Raw genomic sequence first — 24,418 nt, forward strand, 5'->3', positions numbered from 1 at the left:
GATACCTTGTTAGTGCTTAATATTTATTATTAACCAGAATAACATAACCCTGAAAATAATCGATTTTAGGTTCTTATTTTCTACCTCTCATTATCGAAATGCACTATTGTTCATGGTATTCAGTCGTATTTAGTTGTATTTTGTAGCCATCTCCAAACTATACTATACCCAAGCTATGCCAATATTTACTTATTGTACCGTTAACGAGCAGGACGCTATGAAATACCCAGACTTTACCGATAAACATGAATCACTTATGGCAAAAAATCTAACTCCAGATTTGTTCACTCAATTGCAGGATGTAGTGACTAAAAATGGTTTTACATTACACGATGTGATTAATTCAGGGTTAATAAATCCTGATAGCGGTATTGGCGTCTATGCGGGTGACACTGAGTCATACCAATGTTTCGCGCCCTTGTTCAATCCGATTATTAGTCAATATCATGGCTTTGACGAAAATACTTTACACACAACTAATTTAAACCCTGCTGATATAGATGCGAATGATCCAGATCCGACTAATAAATACATAGTATCTACCCGGATTCGGGTAGGGCGAAACCTCGCTGATATGCCACTCGGGCCTGCGATAACTAGATCACAACGTAATGAAGTTGAAACCCGGGCAGCAGCCGCATTGACAAATATGTCAGGTGAATTATCGGGTAATTATTATACCTTATCTGACATTCCTGAAACGGTGAAAACCCAACTGGTTAATGATCACTTCTTGTTTAAAGCGGGCGATCGTTTTTTTGAAGCTGCGGGTTTAAACCGTGATTGGCCTGCTGGACGAGGCATTTATCATAACATTGATAAAACCTTTTTAGTCTGGGTGAATGAAGAAGACCAATTGCGTGTTATTTCGATGCAAGCGGGCGGTAATATCCAGCAGGTGTTTGTACGTCTGACCACTGCACTGGCTGAGCTTGGGCAGCATTTGGATTTTGCGTTTACTGATCACCTCGGTTACATCAGTAGTTGTCCGACAAACCTGGGCACGGCAATGCGAGCCAGTGTGCATATTAAACTGCCTTGCTTAGGTAACAACATGGCTAAATTTAAAGCTATTACCGAAGCGCATCATTTGCAGATCCGCGGCATCCACGGTGAACACTCTGAAAGTGAAGGGCATGTTTATGATATCAGTAACCGCCGTCGTTTAGGGGTTACTGAAGTGGAATGTGTACAAGATTTATATCAAGGGGTGGTTGCTTTAATCGCCGAGGAACAATTGCTAGAACAGGCTTAAAATAAGCAATGACGTTTTAACGTTATTTTTATGACTCGTTACTTATCTCTGAATGGTTGGGTAAGCATTCGCTGCACCTGACATTCTTTGGCGTCACGAAAATAAGGCAAACCAATCTGCATTTTTTGATGACCTAATGCCGGTTGCGCTTGGTAACTACCAAATAAACGATCCCACCAAGGTAAGCAGAAGCCGAAATTATGATTGGTTTCACGGCCATTGATCGAGTGATGCACGCGGTGCATATCAGGTGTAACTAACAAGTAGCGAAGATAATGATCTATTTTACTTGGTAATCGGATGTTGCTGTGATTAAACATCGCGGTCAGATTCAATAACATTTCAAATAACACTACGGCAATCACTGGCACCCCCAGTGTGATAATGACCGCAATTTTGATCAGCATAGATAACCCAATTTCAATGGGATGAAAACGGATTGCTGTCGTCACATCAATATCAAGATCGCTGTGGTGCATCCGGTGTAAACGCCATAGTACTGGAATTTTATGAAATATTCGGTGCTGAAAATAAATCGCCGCATCAAGCAACATGATAGACAAGACTACGATTAACGTATTACTCATTATGTTATTTTCAGCTATTACAGCACCTAACCCCCATTGTTGTTGCACATACAGGGCAGCATCGATAGCAACAAACGGCATTAGTAATTTTAACGTAAGATTATTAAGCATCACCATCGCGATGTTATTGCCCCACCGCTGTATTTTTGCAACGGTTAGTGGTCGTTTGGGTTGATAGTGTTCCCATACGGCTAATAATATAAACAAACCAATAAATGCACCAAGTCGCAGTGCATTGCTGTTAACGATAAACCAGTCGTTCATCTCTTTTACCTGCTGTATTTCTGTTAAGCGTATTGTGCTGGTTGAAGTACCCCTAGCTGAAGCAAGGGGATTCTTGTCGTCTACGGTTTAGGCATTGCAACTATGTTAACATTAACCGTAATTGCGTTAGTCTTCTAAAACCTCTTACAAGCATTTAACGTGTCGGTACTACCTACCGCCACAAAATTGTTTAAGCTGCTAGTCTTAATCCCTCTTTATGGATATTGATAGCAGCATTATGATCTCTATCGTGAACAGCGCCGCATGCGCAAGTCCACTTCCTGATCGCTAATGACCACTGCCCAGCGTATAACGCTCCACACTCGCTGCACATTTTAGACGAAGGAAACCACTGGCTAATAGTTGATAATTTACGCCCGTACCAATCAGCCTTATATTCTAACTGTCTTGCTATTTCACCGAAATTAGCATCATGGAGATGCTTTGCCAGCTTGCGATTTTTCACCATGTTTTTGACTTTCAATGACTCGATCCCTATCACTTGGTTTTCGTTTATAAGTGTCGACGTCATTTTATGCGTAAAGTCTCTACGGGAATTCGCTATCTTTTCGTGGATCTTAGCAATAACAAGCTTTTGCTTTTTGAAATTGCGAGAGCCTTTTTTTCTTTTCGCTAATTTTCGTGAAGCCTTAGCGAGTTTTTTGGCATATCGATTTGTTAAGCGCGGGTTGTTAAATTTAACGCCATCCGAGCAGATCGCTAAATCTTTAATGCCAACATCGACACCGATCGTTTTATTAACAATCGGCAGCTGTTTTATAGCTTCTTTTACTAGTATTGAAACAAAATACTTACCTGATTTAGTCTTGGATACGGTAAGTGAACTTGGTTTTCCAGTGAAGTAGCGCGACCACTTTATTTTAAGCGGTTGCTTCATTTTAGCGAGTAACAATGATTGTTTATCTGCATCCCATTTGAACCCGTTACTCATGTAACTGGCTGATTGATAATTATGCTTTGATTTAAATTTAGGGTAACCAAAACCTGACTTAAAAAAGGACTGAAAACCGTTGTTAAGGTGTTTTAACGCCTGTTGTAAAGGCACGCTTGATACGTCTTTCAGCCACAAAAGGTCGGGGTTCTTTTTAAGCTGAGTGAGGTTCTTACTCCAATCGTTATAATTGGTTTTATTGCCTAGTTCATACTGCGCTTTAGAAAACGCCAATGCTGAATTATAAGCGACACGCACACAACCAAATGTCTGAGAAAGCATGACTGCTTGCTCGTTATTCGGGTAAAATCTGTATTTGTACGCGATTAACTTCAACATAACACCCTAGTTAACTGTATGTAATTCCAGTGTCAAGTTCTAAATTTAGACCTTGTCACTTTGTATGTCAACAGAATAAAGGCCAGGGCGCCTATTGCTTCGCAATAACGACTTACATTCCCGACATAAATGACGGGGTTTTACGTCAAAGATGATAAAAATGACATTGCCAAGTCTCGCTGTGATGCTTTGTTGCAAAATAAAGTTATTCTTGGAATAGACATATATCAATTACAAGCAAGTAGTGGTTCCGTAATATGGTGGTATACCCAAGTAGCTTGGGCACACGACCATATTATTACAGTTTGTTATTTTTTGAGGCACTTATGGATACTATTCCCAGTTTTATGACCGCACAGCATCGCCATTGTGATGATTCTTTTATTGCCACTGAGTCGGCTGTATCGGCAAGCAATTGGATACAAGCAGATAGCCAATGGTCTGTATTTACAACCGATCTTGACAGCCATTTACAGCAAGAAGAAACGATTTTGTTTCCAGCGTTTGAACAGGCGACGGGTATGACGATGGGACCAACGCAAGTTATGCGTGCTGAACATGCGCAGATGCGTCAATTGGTCGCTGAGATGACGCAGGCATTGTCTGCGCAGAATAAAGATCAATTCTTAGGGTTATCTGAAACGTTAATGATCTTAATGCAGCAACACAACATGAAAGAAGAGCAGATGTTATATCCAATGACGCAAGCTCATCTTCCGGATGCCACTGCCGTGTTACAGCAAGTTAAAGCATACTAGTTGATGGGGACCAATTACTTGCAAGCAATCGATCTTGATGTAAGCGAATTACCCGCTCCGGAACCGATGCGTCAAATTTTGCTGGCGTTAGCGGCACTATCCCCTGGTCAGTGTCTGGTTATTTATCATCGTAAAAATCCCGTGCCGTTATACCCTAAATTAATCGAATTAGGTTTTGCCTATAGAGTCGATGTTGAGTATAGCCTAAATGATTCGACGGTTTTATCTGATCACCAAAGCAATAAACAGTTGCGTAGTAACGGCAGTTGCGAAGATCTCGCGGTTGTCATCAAGGTTGCTTTTAAAACTGATGAATCGGCATTAGCCTCATTTTCTGAGATGGAATTAGCATGAATCTTGCTGGATTGGATTTTGACAATATACCGGCATTTTCAGTGCCGATGCGGTTCTTTTTGGCTGCGCCTGTATTTGCATTCATCAGCGCATTGATTATTGCTTTTACAGGGGAGTCTATGTGGTTAACACGCTGGCATCCTGCCACGCTCGCGCTGACTCATGCTATGGTGCTGGGTATTATTTCGATGATCATGTGTGGCGCAATTTTACAGTTATTACCGGTACTGGCAGGCAAGTCACTGCCTCATGTGAAACTTATTTCAACGTTAACATTAGTGACGATGTCATTAGGCACGCTGTCGTTAATTACGGCATTTTTAGCGAGTATGTTTGGGCTTAATCAGGCTCTCTTTTTCGCTGTTGCAGGCGTGTCGTTTACCCTTGGCTTAGGCGGTTTTATCGGCGCCATATTATGGCTAATTAGGCAACGAAATCGGGCTAGTGTATCCATTAATACCATGCGCTTAGGCTTTATTGCGATGTTGGTAGTTGGCATTATTGCCAGTTTACTCTTGGCGGATTATTTATTCGCGAGCCAATTTAATATCACTAAAAAACTGACTGATAACCATGCCAGTTGGGGATTGATTGGCTGGATCAGTTTAGTGATTATGGGTGTTAGTTTTCAAGTATTACCTATGTTTCATGTTGCACCTGCATTTCCATTGTGGTGCTCTCGTTTTCTGCCCAGTTTTCTATTCATCGTCTTGTTGACCCATACATTAGTGACGTTGGGGATGACACAACTTGCGTTGATTAATATTCCAGCATGGCAAATGATTCAATCCATTTGTACGACGTTATTAAAGTTAGGCTTGATGGTATATGCAATAACGGCGATTCATTGTTTAAACCGACGTAAGCGAAAAATTAACGATGTTAGTGTAACCTGTTGGTTTATTGCATTATGTTGCTTATTTATTTGCTGTGTGATTAGTTTAGTTATGAGCTTAATGACGAATACTATGACCGGATCAGAGAGCTTGTTATTAAGTTTAGGCTGGTCACCGCTGACACTGGCTTCGGTATTTATCTATGGTTGGATAATCAGTGTGATCATGGCGATGATTATCAAGATCATTCCTTTTTTGGCATACCTGCATTTGCAACGTCAATGTGGATTTCATATGCAGGCGTTCTCACTGTTGCCTAATATGCACGAACTATTAAGTAAATCGCGTATGCAGTACTTATTATATAGCCATGTTTTTAGTTTGTTTACGTTGATTATCACGTTATATAATCCCGCGAATTACTGGTTATTATCGTTAGCGATTATGGGACAGTTTGGATACTTATTATTTTTGATGGTCAGTGTGAGTAGTCGTTATCGTGGCAAGGCTAAGGCTATTGATGAGGCGCTACTATTACCATAACTAATAAAGTACGTAACGCATCAAGCCAATACCTGATGCGTTAGATAGTTTTAAGCTGTAAAACTTATGATGTAAACAATACCCAGCTATAACCAATAAACATAGCTAACAGTATTGCGCCAGAAAGACGACCAAAACGATAGTTTAGTTTACTGTCTGCTACAATTAATTCATCTGTTTGTTGTTCTGGTGTTAAAGCTGCACGACGTTTAGTCACAGCAACATAAGTCATTGTGAATGAAATAACCATAAATGCCGTCATGATAGATAACATGGGTAAATCACGCGTCAATACTTCTGCTGGCAGTTGTAATCCATCACCAATTAACCCTGGGAATGCTAACACACCTAATAGGTTGAAGGTGTTAGAACCAATCACAGTTGCAAATGCAATTTCAGGCATACCACGGCGAACACCAGCGATAGCAGCGGCTAGTTCTGGTAAACTGGTACCAAATGCAACAATCGTTAGACCAATCAACAAGTCGCTAACGCCCATCGCTTTCGCAAGTTGCACACTGCCCCAAACCATAATTTGTGAGCTGATTAATAACATGATCAGCATGGCGATAGTTTCAACTAATGCTCTATTTTGGCTTACATCTAAAAACTCTAGCTCGTTTTCAATATCATCAGTAGACGATGATTTAGCGAGGTATACACAGTAAAGTGCAAGTAATAAGATCAGGATAAGACTATCCCACATCGTAATTGAACCGTTTGACATTAACGCGATAGTTGCAATAAGCGCGAGTACCAAAATAGGCAATTCACGTTTAATGAAACGTACTTTAATTACTAACGGCATAAACAGGGCACAAAGCGCCAATACTAAACCACAGTTGATGATATTAGAGCCGATAGCATTACCGACCGCGAGACCTTCTGCACCATTAAATGACGCAATTGCGCTGACGACTAATTCTGGGAACGAAGTACCGAAGGCAATGACAGTCATACCAATAAACATCACTGAAACACCAAACTGTTTGGCTAATGTTGATGATACTAAGATAAGACGGTCGGCACTTACGGTCAGTAAGATAAAGCCGACTAACACTGCAATGATGGGTAATAATAAAGACATAGGATTCTCGTACGAGGGCATTTTGACATAAACAAGCGACACCCCGCCCTCGAAAGTAGGTGTTTACTTGTTCAAGTCTCATCAAACGTAGTCTCGGGTTGTTAACCTCGAACTAGGTTGAATACACCATGACCTGTGGGTCAGTTATGTTGATGCATTCCTTCACGTGGGTGAAGCGACTACTCCCTCGAATAGATTGGCGCATTATAAGACAGAACCGAACTAACGCAAGTAGATTGTGTAATTTAATTACACCATGAATTAAGTATACCCAAGCTACTTCAATATAAGTGTTAAGTGTTAAGTGCTAAGTTCTCAATTGTAAATTGATTTGCACAACCGCATGATCGGTGCTTTCGCTATCACGCGCATAGATAGGATTAATCAAGTGGCGATCATAAGTATGGTAATCACTGACCTCAAAAAGGCTACGCTGATATTCTGCATTAAACTCACACGATAATAAGATGTAATCTAATACCGAGCCTTTGTTATAAAAGTAATGGGTAGCGGGACGGGGGACTGGCGTGCAACTGGCGACCGAGCCATTTGTGGCATGTTGGTATAAGTGCCAGCTATCTTGCAGACTGAATTGTTTTACAATGTCTTGTGCTTGCGGGTCTGAATTGAAGCGTAATGTATTCATAGTCAGGTGCGATAATACCCCATCTCGGTCATGATCTAATACATCGTTGAAGTCACCCATCAACATCATTGGATTATTGGTCGCTAATCGACGTTGGATCATTTGCTGAAACAATAATGCCGCTTCTGAGCCCCGTTGCATTGATGAGCCCCAACTACCGCACATTTGTTTGCTAAAAGCATCAAGTACGGCTTTGGTTGTGGCTAGTTCCTCATCTTCACTTTCTAACATTGGTCGCTTAGATTTAAAGTGCACCACATAACAATCGGTTGTACCAAGGTGTGGTAATTCTATACTGGCGCGCAGGGGTTTACGACTAAATTGGTATTCCGATGATAAACCCATGCTCTCGGCAAGGTCGCTATCTGGTATGACTGCCGCGATAGCGGTTATCGGGTAGCGTGATGCTATCGCCACCACCGGACTGCGGAAAATGTAGTCTTCGATAACATCTGCACTATCAACGACTTCAAAATATGGATAATGACATTCAGCGACTAATGCTTTTAAAGAGTCAGGGCTAAACACTTCTTGAAAACCGATGACATCAGGCTGATGTTCGGCAAGATAATCTCGGATCCACTTCTGCTTTTTTTGCCATTGTTGCTCGTCATAGATACGATCAAAATCATAACAGGCAAACGGTGGTTCAATGTAATTGAAAAGATTAAAGGTGGCAATTTTTAGCATAGGATAAGAAATACCAGAAATAGAGAAGAACTGTAATGGTTATAACAAGCTTAGCAGGATGGAGCAAGTAAGTTTAAATACCTGAAGCGGTTTGAAGCAGTAACACCGCTTTAGTGGTGCATTTCAAACCTGTTTCACTTGAAATGCATTTGTGTATTGTTCATAAATGAAGCGATGTCGTTATATAAAGGTAGCATGTATGAGATATGTGATTACTATCACTTTATAGAGGCACGTGCTGAATTATGATTATTTCTTAATATTGCCAGTTATTTTAATATCATTATATAATGCTTAATTATAACTGAACTCTCCGAATTTAAGGAATACGCTATGACTACTGCAAATGTTTTTCACCTTGGTATTAATAAATCTGATTTAAAAGGTGCCGAATTGGCTATTATTCCGGGTGATCCTGCTCGTGTCGAAAAGATCGCAGCGCAAATGGAAAACCCGCAATTTTTAGCAAGTCATCGTGAATACACAGTTTATTTAGCCGAGCTAGAAGGCAAGAAAGTTGTTGTATGTTCAACGGGTATTGGTGGTCCATCAACGTCGATTGCAGTTGAAGAGCTTGCGCAGCTTGGCGTGAACACCTTCTTACGTGTTGGTACTACTGGTGCAATCCAAGAAAACATTAATGTTGGTGACATGATTGTTACTACAGCATCAGTGCGTCTTGATGGTGCCAGTTTGCATTTTGCGCCAATGGAATTTCCAGCTGTAGCTGATTTTACTGTCGCAACAGAAATGAAAGCGGCTGTTGATGCTGCAGGAATTAAAGTACACATGGGCGTAACAGCATCGAGCGATACTTTTTATCCAGGCCAGGAACGCTACGATACATTCTCGGGTCGTGTTACTCGTCGTTTCCAAGGTTCAATGCAAGAATGGCAAGACATGGGTGTATTAAACTTTGAAATGGAATCCGCTACATTATTTACTATGTGTGCAAGCCAAGGACTTAAAGCAGGTTGTGTAGCCGGTGTGATCATTAACCGTACCCAAAAAGAGATCCCTGATCAAGCAGCAATGAAAGCGGTTGAAATGTCATCAATCAAGGTTGTTGTTGATAGTGCGCGCCGCATGCTAATGGCATAATCGAGACATTGATTACAATTTCTAGTTGATGAAAAAAAGCCAGACTAAAGTATAGGTCTGGCTTTTTTGTGTTTATGTTGATGCAAAATAAACCGCTTTGTCACCAGCTGACCATTGCGGGTATTTATACATAATATCAGTAAATAATGCTGAGCTTGTGTGGCGGTTTAACCAAACCCGTAATTTAGGGTAGGGGCATTGCTCGAACCAAGCTTTATCAACACTTGCAAATTGACGGATAAAAGGAAATATTGCAATATCCGCGAGACTAACATCTTCACCAATAAGGTTGCTATGTAAGGTGAGCAACAGTTCTAGTTGGTTGAGAAAATGGCTACCTTGTTCACGGTATTCCGTTTCAGTATATTCTGGATGGCGATCGGCGTATTTATATTTGTCTAAAATGGCTTTAAATTCGTTATCGTTTTCATCGATCAGTGAGCTGATCTGTTTTTGTAAATGTGGCTGATTTTTACGGAGCCAATCATCACTATCATGTTGTGACAGCGCCCACTGCATAATATCGCGGCTCTGATCAATGATCTTTTTATCCTGAGTAACCAGCACGGGCACAGTGCCTTTAGGCGAATAAGCTAATAAGCTTGTTGGTTTATCTTTTAATACCACTTCTCTCAATTCAACTTCAACTTGGCTATAACAAATAGCAAGTCGTGCTCTCATTGCATAGGGACAGCGTCGAAACGAATAAACAATTGCAGGGCGTATAGGTCGCATTTATAAACTCCAACATTAAGGTATTGAGGTTAAATTATCTAACATTATTTCACTGTATCAAATCAACAGTATATATACATTAAAATGATTGTATTATTAGTCTTTTATATCCTTTGGCTGTGTTAATATTTGTCCGAATGAATTGGAAATTGTAAGGTATTAGATTTTAATGAATGAAAAAATGGGTTTTTCATTACTGGAACTAACATTTGTTATTGTTGTGCTTTCTATTTTAGCTATGTTTGCTGTTCCGGAATATACAAAAACACATCGCGAAGCTAAAGTGGCAGTACTTAATGATTTACGCGGTAAGTTGACTAGCGCCGTTGATACCTTGAAAACAGCATCAAATATTGAATCGCGAAAACAGACGATTGATGGTCAGAGCTATGTTCAATACGATGCTCGACAGTACTACCTGGTTGCTGGTAAATTACTTCATCCGAGTGAAATATGTCATATTTTAGGGCTTACCACAGCACAACTTGCCGAAGGTGTAGCTGTAACCTCGATTGACGGGATGTATACTTGTAAATACGAAAACGTCAATACTAGTTGGATTAAGATGAATAAGCTTGAGTCCACAGACTGCGCATTATCTTATGCTGCGAGTTATAGTAATAGCATCATTACCGCGGTTGATATTAAGCTGGTAGGCGATTGCCTAAAGCAATAACATGCTTTATTTGGCGTTGAAAAATCGCACACATTTAACATGAATTTAACCCTTTAAACTTTCTAAACTTTCGTTTTTTAATTTCATTCGAAAGTTGTTTTACGTTTGATTAGAGATAAACCTTCCATTAGGTACCTATTTACAGGTATTTGATGGATATATCGCTGAAACCATTTTAGTTTTTGGTCATTTTGAGTGATAATGCCGCGCCTAGTCCGTTATCTATGCATCACATAAACAGACTATCGCTATATATTCTAATCTTTTCGATAAAATCTTTAGGGAATTAAACCATGGTAAAACCTGAGAATAACAGTATCGTCATTTTTGGTGCTTCGGGTGATTTAACAAAACGAAAGTTACTCCCCGCGCTTTATCACCTTTATGTCAATGAACTGTTACCTGAAGATTTTTCTATTTTGGGTGCGAGTAAAACAGCATTCACGGATGATTCATTTCGTGAGAAAGTAACTAATGATTTAATCAAAAGTGAAGGCGTCTCTCAGCAACAAGCTGAAGAATTCTGTCAACATTTGTATTATATATCGATGAATATGACAGATGCTGATAGTTATGTTGCCTTTAAAGAACGCTTAGAAATATTATCTGAGAAGCATAATACGGTTGGCAATGCTATTTATTACATGGCAACGCCACCAAGCCTATATGCATCAATCTCAACTAATTTAGCTAAACATAAATTGAATAAAGACCGTAACGGTTGGAAACGATTAATTGTTGAGAAGCCGTTTGGTTATGATCTTGAGTCAGCCAACAAGTTAGATGAACATCTACATACTTGTTTCCGTGAACGTCAGGTTTACCGTATCGATCATTACCTAGGTAAAGAAACAGTACAGAATCTATTAGTATTCCGCTTTTCAAATGGTTTCTTTGAACCACTTTGGAACCGTAGTTTTATTGATTACGTGGAAATTACTGCCGCAGAGAGTTTAGGTGTTGAAGAGCGAGGTGGTTATTATGATCATTCTGGCGCGGTTCGAGACATGCTGCAGAACCATCTGTTACAGGTACTTGCTTTAGTTGCGATGGAACCGCCTGCGGTTATTAACGCTGATGCTATGCGTAACGAAGTGGTTAAAGTGATCCAAAGCTTACGTCCACTTGAAGAACAAGATTTAAAAGAGAATCTTGTTCTTGGTCAATATACCAAGAGTGTTGTAAATGGCGAAGAATTGCCAGGTTACCGTAGTGAAAAAGACGTTGATGAAGATTCACGTACACCTACGTATGTAGGCATGAAGATGATGATTGATAACTGGCGTTGGAACGGTGTACCTTTCTATGTACGTACCGGTAAACGTATGCCAGAACGTCTAACAGAAATTGTGGTTCACTTTAAGAAAACCCCACATCCAGTGTTCGGTCAAAATGCCCCAGAGAATAAGCTGATCTTACGTATTCAACCAAATGAATCGATTCAGATGGATTTTGGTTTGAAAAAACCGGGTGCCGGTTTTACTGCGCAACAGGTATCGATGAGCTTTAATTATAATAGCCTAGAAGAAAATAATTTATTAACGGCTTATGAGCGATTGCTACTGGATTGTATGAAAGGCGATGCGACTTTATTTGCGCGTTCCGATGCTGTCAAAGCGTGTTGGGAATACGTGCAACCAATCTTAGATTACAAAAAAGAAGTGAAATCTTTATTTGGTTATAAGTGTGGTACTTGGGGTCCGAACCGAGCAGATGAGATGTTAGAAAAAGACGGCCGTGAATGGCGCTTTTCTAGCGAAGAAGTCATTAACTAAGTAACTCAGTAAATAATATAGTAGCGTGGGATCATGATGGATTATCGTATTTTTGAAACACCTCAACAAGTTGTTGAATCATTAGCTAACTCGCTTGTTGAATACAGTAAGCAAGATAAGCCTGTGCATATCTCGTTATCAGGTGGCAGTACACCGAAACTTCTGTTCAAAGTATTAGCGAAGGCACCATTTTCAACAAGTATTGAATGGGGCAACTTGCACTTCTGGTGGGGTGACGAACGTTGCGTAGCCCCGGATGATGCTGAAAGTAACTTTGGTGAAGCGCAAGCGTTATTATTTTCACAAGTAGCATTACCTGCTGAGAATATTCACCGCATTTTAGGTGAAGATGTGCCAGAGCAAGAAGTTGTTCGTTTTGCACAAGAGATGCAAGATTGTATTCCGGCTGATAATGGCCTGCCGTGTTTTGATTGGATCTTGCTTGGTATGGGCGGCGATGGGCATACTGCTTCATTATTCCCAGGTCAAACTGATTATAATGAGAAAAATATTGCAATTATTGCGCAGCACCCAGAATCAGGACAATATCGTATTTCTAAAACAGCACGTCTGTTAGCGAATGCAACACGTATTAGTTATTTAGTGATGGGTGAAGGTAAAGCACAAGTGATCAAGCAAATTCATGATAATGATGATGCCGCACTTGCTTACCCAGCAGCACAAGTAAAAGCAAGTCAGGGTAAAACTGAGTGGTTTTTAGATGCGGATGCAGCTAAGTTAATTAACGGTTAATCCGCATAAGTAATAACGATAGCTCAATGAGCTTAGCGTCAAAGACCTGTTAGTTTATGCTAACAGGTCTTTTTTCGTGCGTTTGTTTGTTTTTCATACTTATCTTAAATATTTAATTCCTCATTAAATTACCCTAGAAGCCTTTTTAAAGCATTAGCAAAAATTCAGCTGACATTAGTTTGGGTTGAACTAAGATCGTTGCTTAGCTTGCCTGTTTGACGTCTTATGGTTGTTATTTTATTTCCATTCTGTGTTTATTATTGTCTTTATAGGTTTTTACAGCTGTTTTAGCAATGTAATTTAGCTATTTATGGCTATTTTAAAGCACTGTATCTGATATTTTTATGTGTAATTTAGATATTTTATGTGTCATATTATGTCGAGTTAAACGAAATGGTGACAAAGCACCTTAATAGCATTAAGTATAATTACTCTTTAATTAATAGTATTTGATAATACTGAAATATCTTCATTCTATACTGGTGCAATGGGTTAGCGTTGTATTGTATTTAGCGACCATTTATAGATGAATATGTAAGTATAAGGACAAGCATGAACAACACACAAGATTCATTTTTAACTAGTTTCTTTAAACTAGAATCAGCGGGTGGCATTATCTTAATGTTCTCAGCTGTATTAGCTATGGTTTTAGCTAATAGCCCTGCACAAGATTTATATGCATTATTTCTGGAAATTCCAGTAGAGATCAAGCTTGGTGGTTTAGAGATCGCGAAACCATTATTACTTTGGATTAATGATGGTTTAATGGCTGTATTCTTCTTTTTAGTTGGACTTGAGTTAAAAAGAGAATTAGTCGAAGGGGAGTTATCTGATCCTCGTAATATTATCCTACCGGGCATTGGTGCTATAGGTGGTATGTTATTCCCAGCGCTTATTTATGTTTACTTTAATATGGATGATCCCGCTGCATTAAGTGGTTGGGCTATTCCTGCGGCAACAGATATTGCATTTGCGTTAGGTATCTTGAGTCTATTAGGTTCTCGTGTGCCTGTTAGTTTGAAAATATTCTTAACATCGTTAGCTATTTTTGATGATATTGGTGCGATCCTGATTATTGCATTCTTCTATACAGCGAACCTGTCTATTCCTGCACTTATTGTCACAGCCTGCTGTATTCCAGTGTTGGCCTATTTCAATAAGCGTAATGTTGATTCGAAAGCATTGTATATTATCGTCGGTATTGTGATGTGGGTGGCAATGTTGAAATCTGGCGTTCATGCTACATTGTCAGGTGTTATCCTTGCTCTGTTTATTCCGATGCAGTCAAAAGATAAATCACATTCACCACTGAAGTCGATGGAACATGGTTTACACTTCGTCGTTGCCTTTGTTATCTTACCTGTTTTTGCATTTGCGAATGCCGGGATTAATTTATCGGGTGTTGGTCTAGATCAAATTTTACACCCTGTGCCTATGGGTATTGCGTTAGGCTTATTTATTGGTAAGCAAGTTGGTATCTTTGGCCTATGTTGGTTAGCAATTAAATGTAAGATTGCACAAATGCCAAAAGGTATGGGCTGGTGTTCTTTATATAGTACCGCCATCTTATGTGGTGTTGGTTTCACCATGAGCTTATTTATTGGTTCATTAGCCTTTGAAGAGACGGGTACAAACTTATTATTTGATGAGCGTCTTGGTATTATCTTAGGTTCATTACTGTCCGGTATCATTGGTTTCTTCATGCTGAAATCATGTCTACCCAAGCAAGCGGACGTCGCTAAATAACTTAGCGCTTACCTTATTATTTAACTTGAAGCATCCTTGATTGGGTGCTTTTTTATATCTGCTTATATACGATGATTACTTATTTATCAGTTGAATATATTGATTAAACAAGCTAATTTAAAGATTCAAAATGTAGTTATCATAATCAGAGAGCGTAGTCTTGAGTACTATTAAATCGATATTTGAACGTAATCGCGCATGGTCAGAACAGATTAATGAACAGTTCCCTGACTTTTTTGAGCAACTTTCTAAACAACAATCACCTGATTATCTATGGATCGGTTGTTCCGATAGTCGCGTACCTGCAAACCAGATCATGGCCCTGCCTCCGGGGGAAGTTTTTGTTCACCGTAACATTGCTAATGTTGTTGTGCACACTGACTTAAATTGTTTATCAGTGATCCAGTACGCCGTCGAGGTGCTTAAAGTTAAGCATATTATTGTCTGTGGGCATTATGGTTGTGGTGGCGTTAAGGCGGCGATGGGCGATGATCAGCATGGTTTAATTGATAATTGGCTACGTCACATAAAAGATGTAGAACGCTTCCACATGGACGAGTTAAAAGAGGTTAGCGAAGAAGATAAAATTGACCGCATGTGTGAATTAAATGTTGTAGAGCAGGTTAGAAATGTCTGTAATACCACTATTGTGAAGCGAGCTTGGCGTAAGGGTGGAGATTTAACTATTCACGGTTGGATTTTTAATATTAGTAATGGGGTATTGAAAAGCTTAACTGAAAGTATTAATTCGAGAGAGAAGCAGCTAGAAGTAATTGTTAAGTAGTCCAAGTATTTAAGCACGAGTCATAAGTAAAAAAAAAGCCAATGAGATGTCTCATTGGCTTTTTATTACCTAAACCTAATGCCACATTACATGTCATAAATTTTAGGTAATAAAAAAGGTGAACTAAGTTCACCTTTTTTGATATCTGTTTAACCGATTAATAGTAAACTATTAAAGAGGTTTAACGTTCTCAGCTTGAGGACCTTTTTGGCCTTGGCCTACAGTGAACTCAACTTTTTGACCGTCAGTAAGTACTTTAAAGCCATCAACTAAGATAGAGCTGAAATGTACGAATACATCTGGGCCATTTTCTTGCTCGATGAAACCGAAACCTTTAGCTTCGTTGAAGAATTTTACTTTACCGATTACTGTATTAGACATATTAAAAAACCCTGTATATACGTTATTAAAAAATTTGTTAAAAAACCAGGGTGTAACTTATATAAACAATACAAAACAATAATAGATACAAGTATCAACTAAAGCTCATTCTACCGATATAAACTAGCCTAATTTCTTAAGACGAATTATACATGGTTAAAGTCTCATAGCAATACACTCGTTCGTTATTTTTATGAAATTGTTGTTTTTATTAACAAAATTATTATTTTTAGAGGCTGTTTGATGTATTTTAAGCCGCTGTAACTGTTATTTTATTCAATATCAGTTCATATAACAGTCAATCTCTATCACGATCTAATTTTTGAATTAAGGTCGACCGTCATGGTTGAGCCGTTATTCTTTATTACTAGTTTAGTCGTGTGCAGACCACCATGTAATATATGTAAGAATTTGATATAAAAGGTATAAGAGGTAATTTATAAATATAGGCTAGTACGGGATGGCAGTGCTGAGGCATGTGTTAACGATAAGATTAAGGAGTGGTGATGAGTAAGCGTGTTCGTCGACAGTGGTTTTTTCACCAAAAAGTAGTAAAGCGCTTCTATTTAAGGAATAGCGTGAGTGAGTATTAAGAAATAGTGTGAGTGAGGTTTAAAGTGTATTTAATCATGAGTAGATACTCTATTCTAAAAAGTGTCAGTAAATAGTACGATTTACTGACACCAGGTCACAGACAAGGTGTTATTTAGCTATATCTTGTAATTAGCTAAATACCTTGTAAATAGTTAAGCCGGGTTTTCTTCTTCTACTAGTGCAATATATTTTTCCATTGCTTGATCAGAAGATAAACCACGTAACTTATTCCATGCAGTCCATTTAGCAAAAGCAACCATATCAAAGATAGATGGCTTCTTAGTTGCAACATCACCTTCCGTTGCTTGTTTGAATAATGAGTAAAATTCTAATTTCACTTCTTGTGAAGGCTTTTTTTTGGCCGTGCCGTTTTGAACTTGGTCTACTGTAGCGTCAAATTTAGCGTGTAGGTCCGTCATGTTATATTCCTTTATCTAATGATTGAATCTATAAGTACTTAAATATTATTACAACTTGAAACTTTGTAATGCACCTACTAATGAGTAGTTTAGTCATAACTCGAATATTACCTTTATTTTTGAAATAATACATCATTTTATTTTGATTTTAGGTATGAAATTAAATAACAAAAAAACCTTACGATTCAAACTAATAAGGTTGATATTTCTAATTCCAACATTCAGTATAGCGGCGATAACGACGTTTTATCCCTAAGCTCATCGTTGATATAGCATCTGGAAGTAACTTGGATATATGTATATAGATATTTTGATCATATCCAAACGTTACACTATGTTGTATTGATGTGGAACATGAATGCAGAGGTTTGCCAGATAAAATCTGCCATTGGACTTGTAATATATGGAATTGTATATATCATTACCCATTTGTAGTTACGACCTTTGGGGTGTTAGTAAAATTAACGCCGGGGATAGGTAACATTAAATTCATTTTTTGTAAGTAAGATATGATCGAACAACAATCGAAGAGACAGATAACATTATTCGAGGCCGTATTGAATAACTACTCTACATTACAACGCTGCTTGATGTTTACTTGCGCTTTTTTAGTGGTTAGTGGGTTTGTGTTTGCTGAAAGAGCGAACATAGCATCATTTTTGTTTTCTGGTTTACCAATGGGCATTGGGTTAACAAGTAATTTTATTGCGCCGTTAGTGGCTGTAGGATTTTTAACGCTCTCTTGTTCTGCATATTTTGGCATTATTTGCGTGTCTAACGCTTCTCCGTCGTCACAACAGGCAAACGGCAATAGATTCTTATCTGAATTACGAATGACTCTTGTATTTGGTGCTTGTTTTGGTTTGTTGACAGCTATTTTATGTAGTTTGATTTTTGTGATCGCAGAGCCCTATTTACCGCAGGCGTTCCTTGAGTATCATCAAATATTTGGCTCGTTAGATGTTGTGTTAATTGTACTGACGGCTATATTTTCTAGTACATTATATTTGTCAGTATTAATGTTACCGCTATCAATAGTACTTTCAAGGTTAATGGTCTTTGAAACAACACCGTCACAGGTTAAATTAACCATAGGTAGCATTGTTATTTCATCAATTATCCTGGCATTGTTTATGGCTTTATTGGTGGCCGTGATCACGGCTACTTTATCGATAAACCTGTTCATCTTTATCGTTATCATAACCATTATAACGTCTTCAACTTTAGGCTTGTTATATTGGTTTGTAGGATTGGAAGCGAGCTTAATTGCCAACCTTGTGTATTGCTTATTAGTTTCTTATCTTGCCCATATTTTCTTATAGCACTTTTTAGTAGGTAATTTTTAATCGGTGTGTAGCGCGATTAAGCTAAATAATCGCGCTAACTGATCACATTTATTTTGTGCGTGGGACATGACATACAGAACAAGTTGGTAGTTTTGGTAATTTCATCTGTTGAAATGACAGTGTAAGACCATCGACAAGTAAGATTTTTCCTATCATTGGCGACCCAAAATTAGCGACGACCTTAATGGCTTCCATCGCTTGTATGGCACCAATAATACCCACCATAGGTGCCATGATGCCAGATTCAACACAACTTAGCGTACCACTTCCAAATAATTGACTTAAACATTGATAGCAAGGTTCATCATCGGCATAGGTAAAGACGCTTATTTGCCCTTCCATACGGATCGCAGCACCGGACACTAAAGGGGTTTTTAATGCAAAACAAGCGCGGTTAATTTGTTCGCGAGTTTCAACATTATCAGTACAATCAAGCACGATATCATGCTGTCTGATTAAATGAGCTAATTCATCTTCAGACAGTTTTTTGGTGATAGCCTGGACTTTACAATGCGGGTTTATTTGCTCAAGTTCATATTTCGCTGAAATTGCTTTAAATTCACCAATCCGACTATCACGATGCAGTAATTGACGCTGTAAATTGGATAATTCAATATGATCAAAGTCGACTAATGTCATCTGGCCCATACCAGCAGATGCTAAGTATTGACTACTCGCACAACCAAGACCGCCAGCGCCAATAATCAAGACTTTGGCTTGTTTTAAGGCTTCTTGACCATCAAAATCAAAGTGGCGTAAGACAATCTGACGGTTATAGCGTAACTCTTCTTCCGAAGATAAAATGTCATCGGAAGGTAAGCTGCCACCAATAGCTGGGTTGGTCATTAATTTAGGATCTCGTTAAAGGGTTCGATAGTGACAATTTCACCAATTTCAACATTACCGCGCTCTTGCTCGATGATGGCATAGCAGTTTGAATGGCTCAAGCTACTGAAAACACCAGACCCTTGGCTACCTGTTGATACGACTTCAAGTTGACCTTGTGCATTGACACTATAAATCGCGCGCTGGAAGTCCATACGACCCGGTGTTTTTTTCAGTTTTGTTGCCGCAATCGCATTAAAACGTGGTGTCGGCGTATAAACTTGGTTGGTCATCTTAGCTAACGCGGGCACCACAAGTTGATGAAACGTCACCGTGGCAGATACTGGATTGCCGGGTAAACCAAAGAATTTGCTGTTTGGCAGCGTACCAAATGCGAACGGTTTACCAGGTTTAATTGCGAGTTTCCAAAAACCAATTTCACCCAATTCTTCGAGTAAAATTTTAGTGTAGTCAGCTTCACCAACAGAGACACCACCGGATGTGATCACGGCATCTGCTGCCGCATCGGCTTTGATAAAAGTTTCGCGTAGTAGGTCTTCGTTATCAGGAATGATGCCATAATCGATAATGTCTAAATTTAAACGAGATAACATGGCGTTGATGCTATAACGGTTACTGTCGTAAATCTCACCAGCTGCAAGCGGTTGGCCTAAGCTTTTTAGCTCATCACCCGTTGAGAATATAGCGACTTTTAAACGGCGATATACGGTCACTTTATCAATGCCGATAGTTGCTAGCATGGGAATGTCACGTGGGGTAAGGCGACGACCTTTGGTTAGTACGGCTTGGCCGATAGCGATATCTTCAGCGGCATTACGAATATTGTCATGCATTGGCGGTATACTTTCGAAGGTGATTTGCTCACCGTCCACTTGTGTTCTTTCTTGCATAATAACGGCTTCGCAACCTTTCGGCACCGGAGCTCCTGTCATAATGCGGATACAAGTACCGAGTGGCCAATCACCATCAAATGGTTGACCAGCAAATGCTTTACCTACAAGTGGTAGGGTCATTGATTGAGTAAGGTCTGAGATCCGAACTGCATAACCATCCATTGCTGAATTATCAAAAGGCGGGACATTCATTGGAGAGGAAATGTCTTCAGCGAGAATATAATCGAGAGCATCCGCTAAATCTAATGTCAGTGTTTCTGTTACTGCATCAATATTGGCTAACATCTCTTGCATCGCTAAATCCAGTGGTTTTAGCCCTTGTACATCACAACATCCCATTACATACCCTTGTTGGTTATTTTTTGTTATATCGTTAATTATGACAAACTCGGCAGGTTGGCGATAGGATCTATAACAATAAAAGCTTAATTAACGCTATTTCAGCTAATTTGTTTATCTTATTAATTGTTAGGTGTTATTATGCGCCCATATTTCTTAAGTCGATCCGTTTGTGGAGTAATTAATGACCTGCCTAAGTAAAGAAGCTTTATTAGTTCGTTCAGTTTTGGAAGAGCGAGGGTTAGAAACTCCGATGATCGGAACTGGGCTATCAAGCACAGAGAAGAAAGAACGCATTGAATCGCATTTTACCGAGATCCTGAAACTATTAGAGCTCGATTTAAGTGATGATAGTTTGGCTGAAACGCCGCATCGTATTGCAAAAATGTACGTGAATGAAATATTCTCAGGTTTGGATTATGCGTCATTTCCTAAAATCACTTTAATCGATAATAAAATGCAAGTGGATGAAATGGTTAAGGTAAGTAATATTACTTTAACAAGTACTTGTGAACATCACTTTATTACTATCGATGGTAAAGCGACAATTGCGTATATTCCTCGCAGTAAAATAATTGGCTTATCAAAGATTAACCGTATCGTGCAGTTTTTCTCACGCCGTCCACAAGTGCAAGAACGTTTAACGCAACAAATCTTAGTTGCGTTGCAAACCTTGCTTGATTCGCAAGATGTTGCCGTGAGCATTACCGCGACGCATTATTGTGTGAAAGCACGAGGTGTAATGGATGCAACCAGCGAAACAACAACCACATCTCTGGGTGGTATTTTTAAATCACGTCCAGAAACAAGAGCTGAATTTTTGCATTGTCGCTAGTTGACGATTCGCTGTTGAGCAACTTATTAAGTTAACCTGAACTAGCATTTTCGAGTGCGGCCACTCTGTAGTTTGGGTACTTTTCATAATACTAAATTACCACGCCTTATTTGATGTGCCACTCTTTGTTTTAATCGCCTTGTTTTTATCGTTAGATCACTTCCTAAGCCTTTTGATAATGTGATTGCCACATTTCGTCATAATTCATCTTTTCTTGCCATTTTAGTGAAATTTAATCGCCACACTTGTTTGTTTTAATAGCTTCATTGATGATTAATGAGCAGCGGAAATGAACTTGATATTAAAACTAAACACATTATGGAAATGTCGCTACGACCAACAGGTATTAGCCCAGCAGCTATTATTTTTATGCTTTGTTGTTTGTTTGACGGCAACAATCAGTTTGATCTTTACCAATGCCAATAGTTCTTATGCGAAAGAAATGGCTATTCTGTCAATGTATGATGATAGCGCAACGCAAGGCTTGGTGAATGTTGATGGTATTTATGCGGATGCGATAAGTCTTGACCAGCAAGCGAGTGTGGATCTTTCGCTGGTGAAGGAGCAGGTAAAGTACGAACAGCTTAAATTTGAAGAAAAATTAGCAGATTTAGAGTTTGTATTACAGCAATACCAAATGATGGAGTTACAAGCCTTTAAGTTTGTGATTGAACTGCCGAAGCGTGAGCAAGTCACGACGGTAATGTTGACGCATTTAAAAAACATGCTGGCGGAGTTTACGGCGTTAAATCCGGATATTAGTGCCAGCTGGCAGATAGATCCAAATAATGCGCTTAAATTAATTGTGCAATTGAACACCGAACGACAACGACATTGGGGTGAGATGGGGTTTATTATTTAACGAGGGCAAATGACCTTGCCCTCGTTAACAGCGTTGTAGCGATTAACTGGCTATTTTTTCAACTGGTTTAGCAACAATGTTACGTTTTTCTTTGTTTATTTCAGCAATGTTAACGTAAATCACGTCACCTAGGCTGTATTCAACTTGATCTTTAATACTGATTTGGCCAGTTTCAACTAAGCATTTAACTTCTTTCTTATTATCATGTAATAAGCTAGCAGGGACAAATGCAACCGCGCCATTTTCAAGTAAACGCACGCGTAAACCACCACGGTTAACATCCATAATACTTGCTTCGAATGCTTGTTTGCTCTCTACTGCAGGTGTTAGGTAATCCACGTATAACCACGATGAGATATCACGTTCAGCCATTCTGTGTTGACGACGACGTTCTGACATTAAGATCACTTCATCTTCAGTTGCAGAAGGTGCAGAACCATTGGTCAATGTTGCTTTGATTAGACGGTGGTTAATGATGTCTCCATATTTACGAATAGGTGACGTCCATGTTGCATAACCGTCTAAGCCCATCGCGAAGTGGCGTTCTGCACTGGCACTGATTATGCTGTAGCTTTGCATACGACGTAAACGACTGTCTAAAGCTGGATTGGCTTTTTCAGCTAACGTACGTTGTAATTCAACATAACCAGGTAGTGACTGGATGTGCTCTTTGGTACATTCAATACCATGCTCAGTTAATAATTCGACAACCAAATCAATTTTCTCTGGATCGAAACCTGCGTGGGTATTAAATACACCAACATCACCATTTTGACGGAATAAACGTGCCGCTGTAATGTTCGCTGCAACCATCGTTTCTTCGATCATTTGATTGGCAATACGGCGGTGCTCGACGTGAATAGCCAGTACATTACCGCTGTCGTCTAGCTCAAAGCTGTAATCTGGTTGGTCAGGGAATACGATGGCATTGTTTTTACGCCATTGTTGACGATGACGAGCAAACGTAGCCAATGACTGTAGCTGTTCTGCCAGTTGTGCTTCAGGTTGCCATTCAGTTGATACTTCTTCAATCCAATTAGATACTTGGGTGTAAGACAGTTTGTGCTGTGACGTGATCCATGCAGTGAAGAATTCAAATTCTTCTGCTAATGCACCATCTTCATTGATGGTATAAGTACAGCATAACGTCGGGCGTTTTTCGCCAGCAACTAATGAACAAACGCTATCACTGAGTTCACGTGGCATCATCGGGATGTTACGACCCGGTAGATATACGGTAAATGCGCGTTCTGCTGCAATTTTGTTTAATTCTGAATCGGCAGGGATATATGACGTTGGATCGGCGATTGCTACCGTTACTTTAAGATTGCCTTCTGCTGTGTTCTCAACAAGCAGTGCATCATCCATATCTTGTGTTGACGCTGAATCGATAGTAAAGAATGGCTTATCTGTTAGATCAATACGGGTTGTATCATCTTTAAATTCAACAGAGTCAGGCATCGCAGGTACATCTTTAGCTAGATCTTGACGTGCTAGTGTTACCCACCATGGTGCATTTGGATCGGTTGCTGTTGCAACAAAACCCGTTACTTCAGCTGCAAAGCTACCATCTTTTAATGCGTGAGATTTTAGTTGTGCTACAACCCAATCACCGTCGTTAACTTTTTGCTTACCCAGACCAACTAATTTAGCTCTAATTGGCATGTTGATTACGGGACTGTCTGCAAGCACAGTTAGCTTATTTTTAGTCATACTAATACGGGCAATAAAACGCGTTAGTTTAGCTTCAACTAAGGTATCTGGTTCTGCAGATGTTTTATCGCCGTTAGTTTCGATATATGCCTTAATTCTATCGCCATGCATGATTTTTTTCATGTGAGGCGGGGCAATGAAATAGCTTTCGCCATCATCCGCTTCAAGGAAGCCAAAACCACGTTCAGTGCCTTTAACTGTGCCTTCTACACTCGGCGTGTTTTGGCGCATATTTTGTTTTAATTGAGATAGTAGTGGATTGTCGCGAAACATGTAAAGCCTTCCTATAATGAATTGCGCATACTATAC

General features: G+C 39.3%; 23 protein-coding genes and 1 riboswitch. Of the genes, 13 read left to right on the forward strand and 10 right to left on the reverse strand.

The genetic code is table 11. The annotated features are described in order from the left end of the window. Positions 1 to 217 precede the first annotated feature (217 nt). A complete protein-coding gene (locus HRT96_RS17745; protein ID WP_293159382.1) occupies positions 218 to 1,255 on the forward strand; it encodes a phosphagen kinase in 1,038 nt (345 codons plus the stop codon). A 38-nt stretch (positions 1,256 to 1,293) separates the two neighbouring features. Here the strand turns inward: HRT96_RS17745 and HRT96_RS17750 are convergent, their stop codons facing one another. Then, on the reverse strand, positions 1,294 to 2,106 hold the full coding sequence (locus tag HRT96_RS17750) for a sterol desaturase family protein (protein WP_293159384.1): 813 nt from the start codon (positions 2,104 to 2,106) through the stop codon (positions 1,294 to 1,296). A gap of 190 nt (positions 2,107 to 2,296) precedes the next feature. Continuing rightward, positions 2,297 to 3,397, reverse strand: coding sequence for an RNA-guided endonuclease TnpB family protein (locus tag HRT96_RS17755; protein WP_293159386.1), 1,101 nt, complete (start codon positions 3,395 to 3,397; stop codon positions 2,297 to 2,299). A gap of 326 nt (positions 3,398 to 3,723) precedes the next feature. Here HRT96_RS17755 and HRT96_RS17760 point away from each other — a divergent pair, with 326 nt between their 5' ends. The 3 genes from HRT96_RS17760 to HRT96_RS17770 are packed head-to-tail and all read left to right on the forward strand — an operon-like array spanning position 3,724 to position 5,888. After that, positions 3,724 to 4,155, forward strand: coding sequence for a hemerythrin domain-containing protein (locus HRT96_RS17760; RefSeq protein ID WP_293159388.1), 432 nt, complete (start codon positions 3,724 to 3,726; stop codon positions 4,153 to 4,155). Positions 4,156 to 4,158: 3 nt separating this feature from the next. Beyond that, positions 4,159 to 4,509 carry a DUF2249 domain-containing protein gene (locus HRT96_RS17765; RefSeq protein ID WP_293159390.1) on the forward strand — a complete coding sequence of 117 codons (351 nt, stop codon included), beginning with the start codon at positions 4,159 to 4,161 and terminating at the stop codon, positions 4,507 to 4,509. Next, the gene (locus tag HRT96_RS17770; RefSeq protein WP_293159392.1) at positions 4,506 to 5,888 is read left to right on the forward strand and encodes a hypothetical protein; all 1,383 of its coding nucleotides are present in this window, start codon (positions 4,506 to 4,508) and stop codon (positions 5,886 to 5,888) included. The genes HRT96_RS17765 and HRT96_RS17770 overlap by 4 nt, the downstream gene beginning before the upstream one ends. A gap of 64 nt (positions 5,889 to 5,952) precedes the next feature. Here HRT96_RS17770 and HRT96_RS17775 read toward each other — a convergent pair whose 3' ends face one another. After that, a complete protein-coding gene (locus HRT96_RS17775) occupies positions 5,953 to 6,975 on the reverse strand; it encodes a calcium/sodium antiporter (RefSeq protein WP_293159394.1) in 1,023 nt (340 codons plus the stop codon). Between the two features lie 12 nt (positions 6,976 to 6,987). Continuing rightward, positions 6,988 to 7,162, reverse strand: a riboswitch (yybP-ykoY riboswitch). 120 nt (positions 7,163 to 7,282) lie between these two features. Then, positions 7,283 to 8,311, reverse strand: a complete 1,029-nt coding sequence (locus tag HRT96_RS17780; protein ID WP_293159396.1) for an endonuclease/exonuclease/phosphatase family protein — start codon at positions 8,309 to 8,311, stop codon at positions 7,283 to 7,285. A gap of 333 nt (positions 8,312 to 8,644) precedes the next feature. Between HRT96_RS17780 and udp the strand changes: the two genes are divergently transcribed. Further along, positions 8,645 to 9,412 (forward strand): uridine phosphorylase, encoded by a 768-nt coding sequence (gene udp / locus HRT96_RS17785; protein WP_293137283.1) that lies wholly within the window; start codon positions 8,645 to 8,647, stop codon positions 9,410 to 9,412. Between the two features lie 72 nt (positions 9,413 to 9,484). On the opposite strand, the gene HRT96_RS17790 is transcribed toward udp, so the two are convergent. Further along, the gene (locus HRT96_RS17790) at positions 9,485 to 10,147 is read right to left on the reverse strand and encodes a glutathione S-transferase (protein ID WP_293159398.1); all 663 of its coding nucleotides are present in this window, start codon (positions 10,145 to 10,147) and stop codon (positions 9,485 to 9,487) included. A 169-nt stretch (positions 10,148 to 10,316) separates the two neighbouring features. Between HRT96_RS17790 and HRT96_RS17795 the strand changes: the two genes are divergently transcribed. From HRT96_RS17795 to can, 5 genes are all read left to right on the forward strand, one after another. Then, positions 10,317 to 10,823, forward strand: coding sequence for a Tfp pilus assembly protein FimT/FimU (locus tag HRT96_RS17795; protein ID WP_293159400.1), 507 nt, complete (start codon positions 10,317 to 10,319; stop codon positions 10,821 to 10,823). A 293-nt stretch (positions 10,824 to 11,116) separates the two neighbouring features. Next, positions 11,117 to 12,598, forward strand: coding sequence for a glucose-6-phosphate dehydrogenase (gene zwf / locus HRT96_RS17800; RefSeq protein ID WP_293159401.1), 1,482 nt, complete (start codon positions 11,117 to 11,119; stop codon positions 12,596 to 12,598). A gap of 36 nt (positions 12,599 to 12,634) precedes the next feature. Then, positions 12,635 to 13,351: a 6-phosphogluconolactonase gene (gene pgl, locus HRT96_RS17805; RefSeq protein WP_293159403.1), complete on the forward strand. Its 717-nt coding sequence runs from the start codon at positions 12,635 to 12,637 to the stop codon at positions 13,349 to 13,351. A 552-nt stretch (positions 13,352 to 13,903) separates the two neighbouring features. Then, positions 13,904 to 15,097 carry a Na+/H+ antiporter NhaA gene (gene nhaA / locus HRT96_RS17810; protein WP_293159405.1) on the forward strand — a complete coding sequence of 398 codons (1,194 nt, stop codon included), beginning with the start codon at positions 13,904 to 13,906 and terminating at the stop codon, positions 15,095 to 15,097. Positions 15,098 to 15,257: 160 nt separating this feature from the next. Further along, positions 15,258 to 15,881, forward strand: a complete 624-nt coding sequence (gene can, locus HRT96_RS17815; protein ID WP_293159407.1) for a carbonate dehydratase — start codon at positions 15,258 to 15,260, stop codon at positions 15,879 to 15,881. A 171-nt stretch (positions 15,882 to 16,052) separates the two neighbouring features. Here can and HRT96_RS17820 read toward each other — a convergent pair whose 3' ends face one another. Both HRT96_RS17820 and HRT96_RS17825 read right to left on the reverse strand, forming a co-directional pair. After that, positions 16,053 to 16,262 carry a cold-shock protein gene (locus HRT96_RS17820; RefSeq protein WP_006030497.1) on the reverse strand — a complete coding sequence of 70 codons (210 nt, stop codon included), beginning with the start codon at positions 16,260 to 16,262 and terminating at the stop codon, positions 16,053 to 16,055. Between the two features lie 746 nt (positions 16,263 to 17,008). Beyond that, positions 17,009 to 17,275, reverse strand: coding sequence for an acyl-CoA-binding protein (locus HRT96_RS17825; RefSeq protein ID WP_293159409.1), 267 nt, complete (start codon positions 17,273 to 17,275; stop codon positions 17,009 to 17,011). A gap of 509 nt (positions 17,276 to 17,784) precedes the next feature. On the opposite strand from HRT96_RS17825, the gene HRT96_RS17830 reads away from it, so the two are divergent. Then, complete coding sequence (locus HRT96_RS17830; protein WP_293159411.1) at positions 17,785 to 18,597, forward strand: hypothetical protein; 813 nt, start codon at positions 17,785 to 17,787, stop codon at positions 18,595 to 18,597. A gap of 72 nt (positions 18,598 to 18,669) precedes the next feature. Here HRT96_RS17830 and moeB read toward each other — a convergent pair whose 3' ends face one another. Continuing rightward, the gene (gene moeB, locus HRT96_RS17835; protein ID WP_293159413.1) at positions 18,670 to 19,467 is read right to left on the reverse strand and encodes a molybdopterin-synthase adenylyltransferase MoeB; all 798 of its coding nucleotides are present in this window, start codon (positions 19,465 to 19,467) and stop codon (positions 18,670 to 18,672) included. After that, complete coding sequence (gene moeA / locus HRT96_RS17840; protein ID WP_293159415.1) at positions 19,467 to 20,699, reverse strand: molybdopterin molybdotransferase MoeA; 1,233 nt, start codon at positions 20,697 to 20,699, stop codon at positions 19,467 to 19,469. Before moeA ends, moeB begins: the two co-directional genes overlap by 1 nt. A gap of 184 nt (positions 20,700 to 20,883) precedes the next feature. On the opposite strand from moeA, the gene folE reads away from it, so the two are divergent. Continuing rightward, complete coding sequence (gene folE, locus HRT96_RS17845) at positions 20,884 to 21,534, forward strand: GTP cyclohydrolase I FolE (RefSeq protein ID WP_006030491.1); 651 nt, start codon at positions 20,884 to 20,886, stop codon at positions 21,532 to 21,534. Between the two features lie 289 nt (positions 21,535 to 21,823). Beyond that, on the forward strand, positions 21,824 to 22,396 hold the full coding sequence (locus HRT96_RS17850) for a GTP cyclohydrolase (protein ID WP_293159417.1): 573 nt from the start codon (positions 21,824 to 21,826) through the stop codon (positions 22,394 to 22,396). Positions 22,397 to 22,438: 42 nt separating this feature from the next. On the opposite strand, the gene HRT96_RS17855 is transcribed toward HRT96_RS17850, so the two are convergent. Further along, entirely contained in the window at positions 22,439 to 24,382 is a 1,944-nt protein-coding gene (locus HRT96_RS17855; RefSeq protein ID WP_293159419.1) for an exoribonuclease II, read from the reverse strand. Between the last annotated feature and the right edge of the window lie 36 nt (positions 24,383 to 24,418).

Source organism: Moritella sp., from assembly GCF_013215705.1.
Lineage (GTDB): Bacteria > Pseudomonadota > Gammaproteobacteria > Enterobacterales > Moritellaceae > Moritella.

What these genes read in the sequence shown, in the direction of transcription:
- HRT96_RS17745 (WP_293159382.1), top strand. Translation starts at nt 218, where the DNA reads ATGAAATACCCAGACTTTACCGATAAACATGAATCACTTATGGCAAAA.
- HRT96_RS17750 (WP_293159384.1), bottom strand. Translation starts at nt 2,106, where the DNA reads ATGAACGACTGGTTTATCGTTAACAGCAATGCACTGCGACTTGGTGCA.
- HRT96_RS17755 (WP_293159386.1), bottom strand. Translation starts at nt 3,397, where the DNA reads ATGTTGAAGTTAATCGCGTACAAATACAGATTTTACCCGAATAACGAG.
- HRT96_RS17760 (WP_293159388.1), top strand. Translation starts at nt 3,724, where the DNA reads ATGGATACTATTCCCAGTTTTATGACCGCACAGCATCGCCATTGTGAT.
- HRT96_RS17765 (WP_293159390.1), top strand. Translation starts at nt 4,159, where the DNA reads ATGGGGACCAATTACTTGCAAGCAATCGATCTTGATGTAAGCGAATTA.
- HRT96_RS17770 (WP_293159392.1), top strand. Translation starts at nt 4,506, where the DNA reads ATGAATCTTGCTGGATTGGATTTTGACAATATACCGGCATTTTCAGTG.
- HRT96_RS17775 (WP_293159394.1), bottom strand. Translation starts at nt 6,975, where the DNA reads ATGTCTTTATTATTACCCATCATTGCAGTGTTAGTCGGCTTTATCTTA.
- HRT96_RS17780 (WP_293159396.1), bottom strand. Translation starts at nt 8,311, where the DNA reads ATGCTAAAAATTGCCACCTTTAATCTTTTCAATTACATTGAACCACCG.
- udp (WP_293137283.1), top strand. Translation starts at nt 8,645, where the DNA reads ATGACTACTGCAAATGTTTTTCACCTTGGTATTAATAAATCTGATTTA.
- HRT96_RS17790 (WP_293159398.1), bottom strand. Translation starts at nt 10,147, where the DNA reads ATGCGACCTATACGCCCTGCAATTGTTTATTCGTTTCGACGCTGTCCC.
- HRT96_RS17795 (WP_293159400.1), top strand. Translation starts at nt 10,317, where the DNA reads ATGAATGAAAAAATGGGTTTTTCATTACTGGAACTAACATTTGTTATT.
- zwf (WP_293159401.1), top strand. Translation starts at nt 11,117, where the DNA reads ATGGTAAAACCTGAGAATAACAGTATCGTCATTTTTGGTGCTTCGGGT.
- pgl (WP_293159403.1), top strand. Translation starts at nt 12,635, where the DNA reads ATGGATTATCGTATTTTTGAAACACCTCAACAAGTTGTTGAATCATTA.
- nhaA (WP_293159405.1), top strand. Translation starts at nt 13,904, where the DNA reads ATGAACAACACACAAGATTCATTTTTAACTAGTTTCTTTAAACTAGAA.
- HRT96_RS17820 (WP_006030497.1), bottom strand. Translation starts at nt 16,262, where the DNA reads ATGTCTAATACAGTAATCGGTAAAGTAAAATTCTTCAACGAAGCTAAA.
- HRT96_RS17825 (WP_293159409.1), bottom strand. Translation starts at nt 17,275, where the DNA reads ATGACGGACCTACACGCTAAATTTGACGCTACAGTAGACCAAGTTCAA.
- HRT96_RS17830 (WP_293159411.1), top strand. Translation starts at nt 17,785, where the DNA reads ATGATCGAACAACAATCGAAGAGACAGATAACATTATTCGAGGCCGTA.
- moeB (WP_293159413.1), bottom strand. Translation starts at nt 19,467, where the DNA reads ATGACCAACCCAGCTATTGGTGGCAGCTTACCTTCCGATGACATTTTA.
- moeA (WP_293159415.1), bottom strand. Translation starts at nt 20,699, where the DNA reads ATGGGATGTTGTGATGTACAAGGGCTAAAACCACTGGATTTAGCGATG.
- folE (WP_006030491.1), top strand. Translation starts at nt 20,884, where the DNA reads ATGACCTGCCTAAGTAAAGAAGCTTTATTAGTTCGTTCAGTTTTGGAA.
- HRT96_RS17850 (WP_293159417.1), top strand. Translation starts at nt 21,824, where the DNA reads ATGAACTTGATATTAAAACTAAACACATTATGGAAATGTCGCTACGAC.
- HRT96_RS17855 (WP_293159419.1), bottom strand. Translation starts at nt 24,382, where the DNA reads ATGTTTCGCGACAATCCACTACTATCTCAATTAAAACAAAATATGCGC.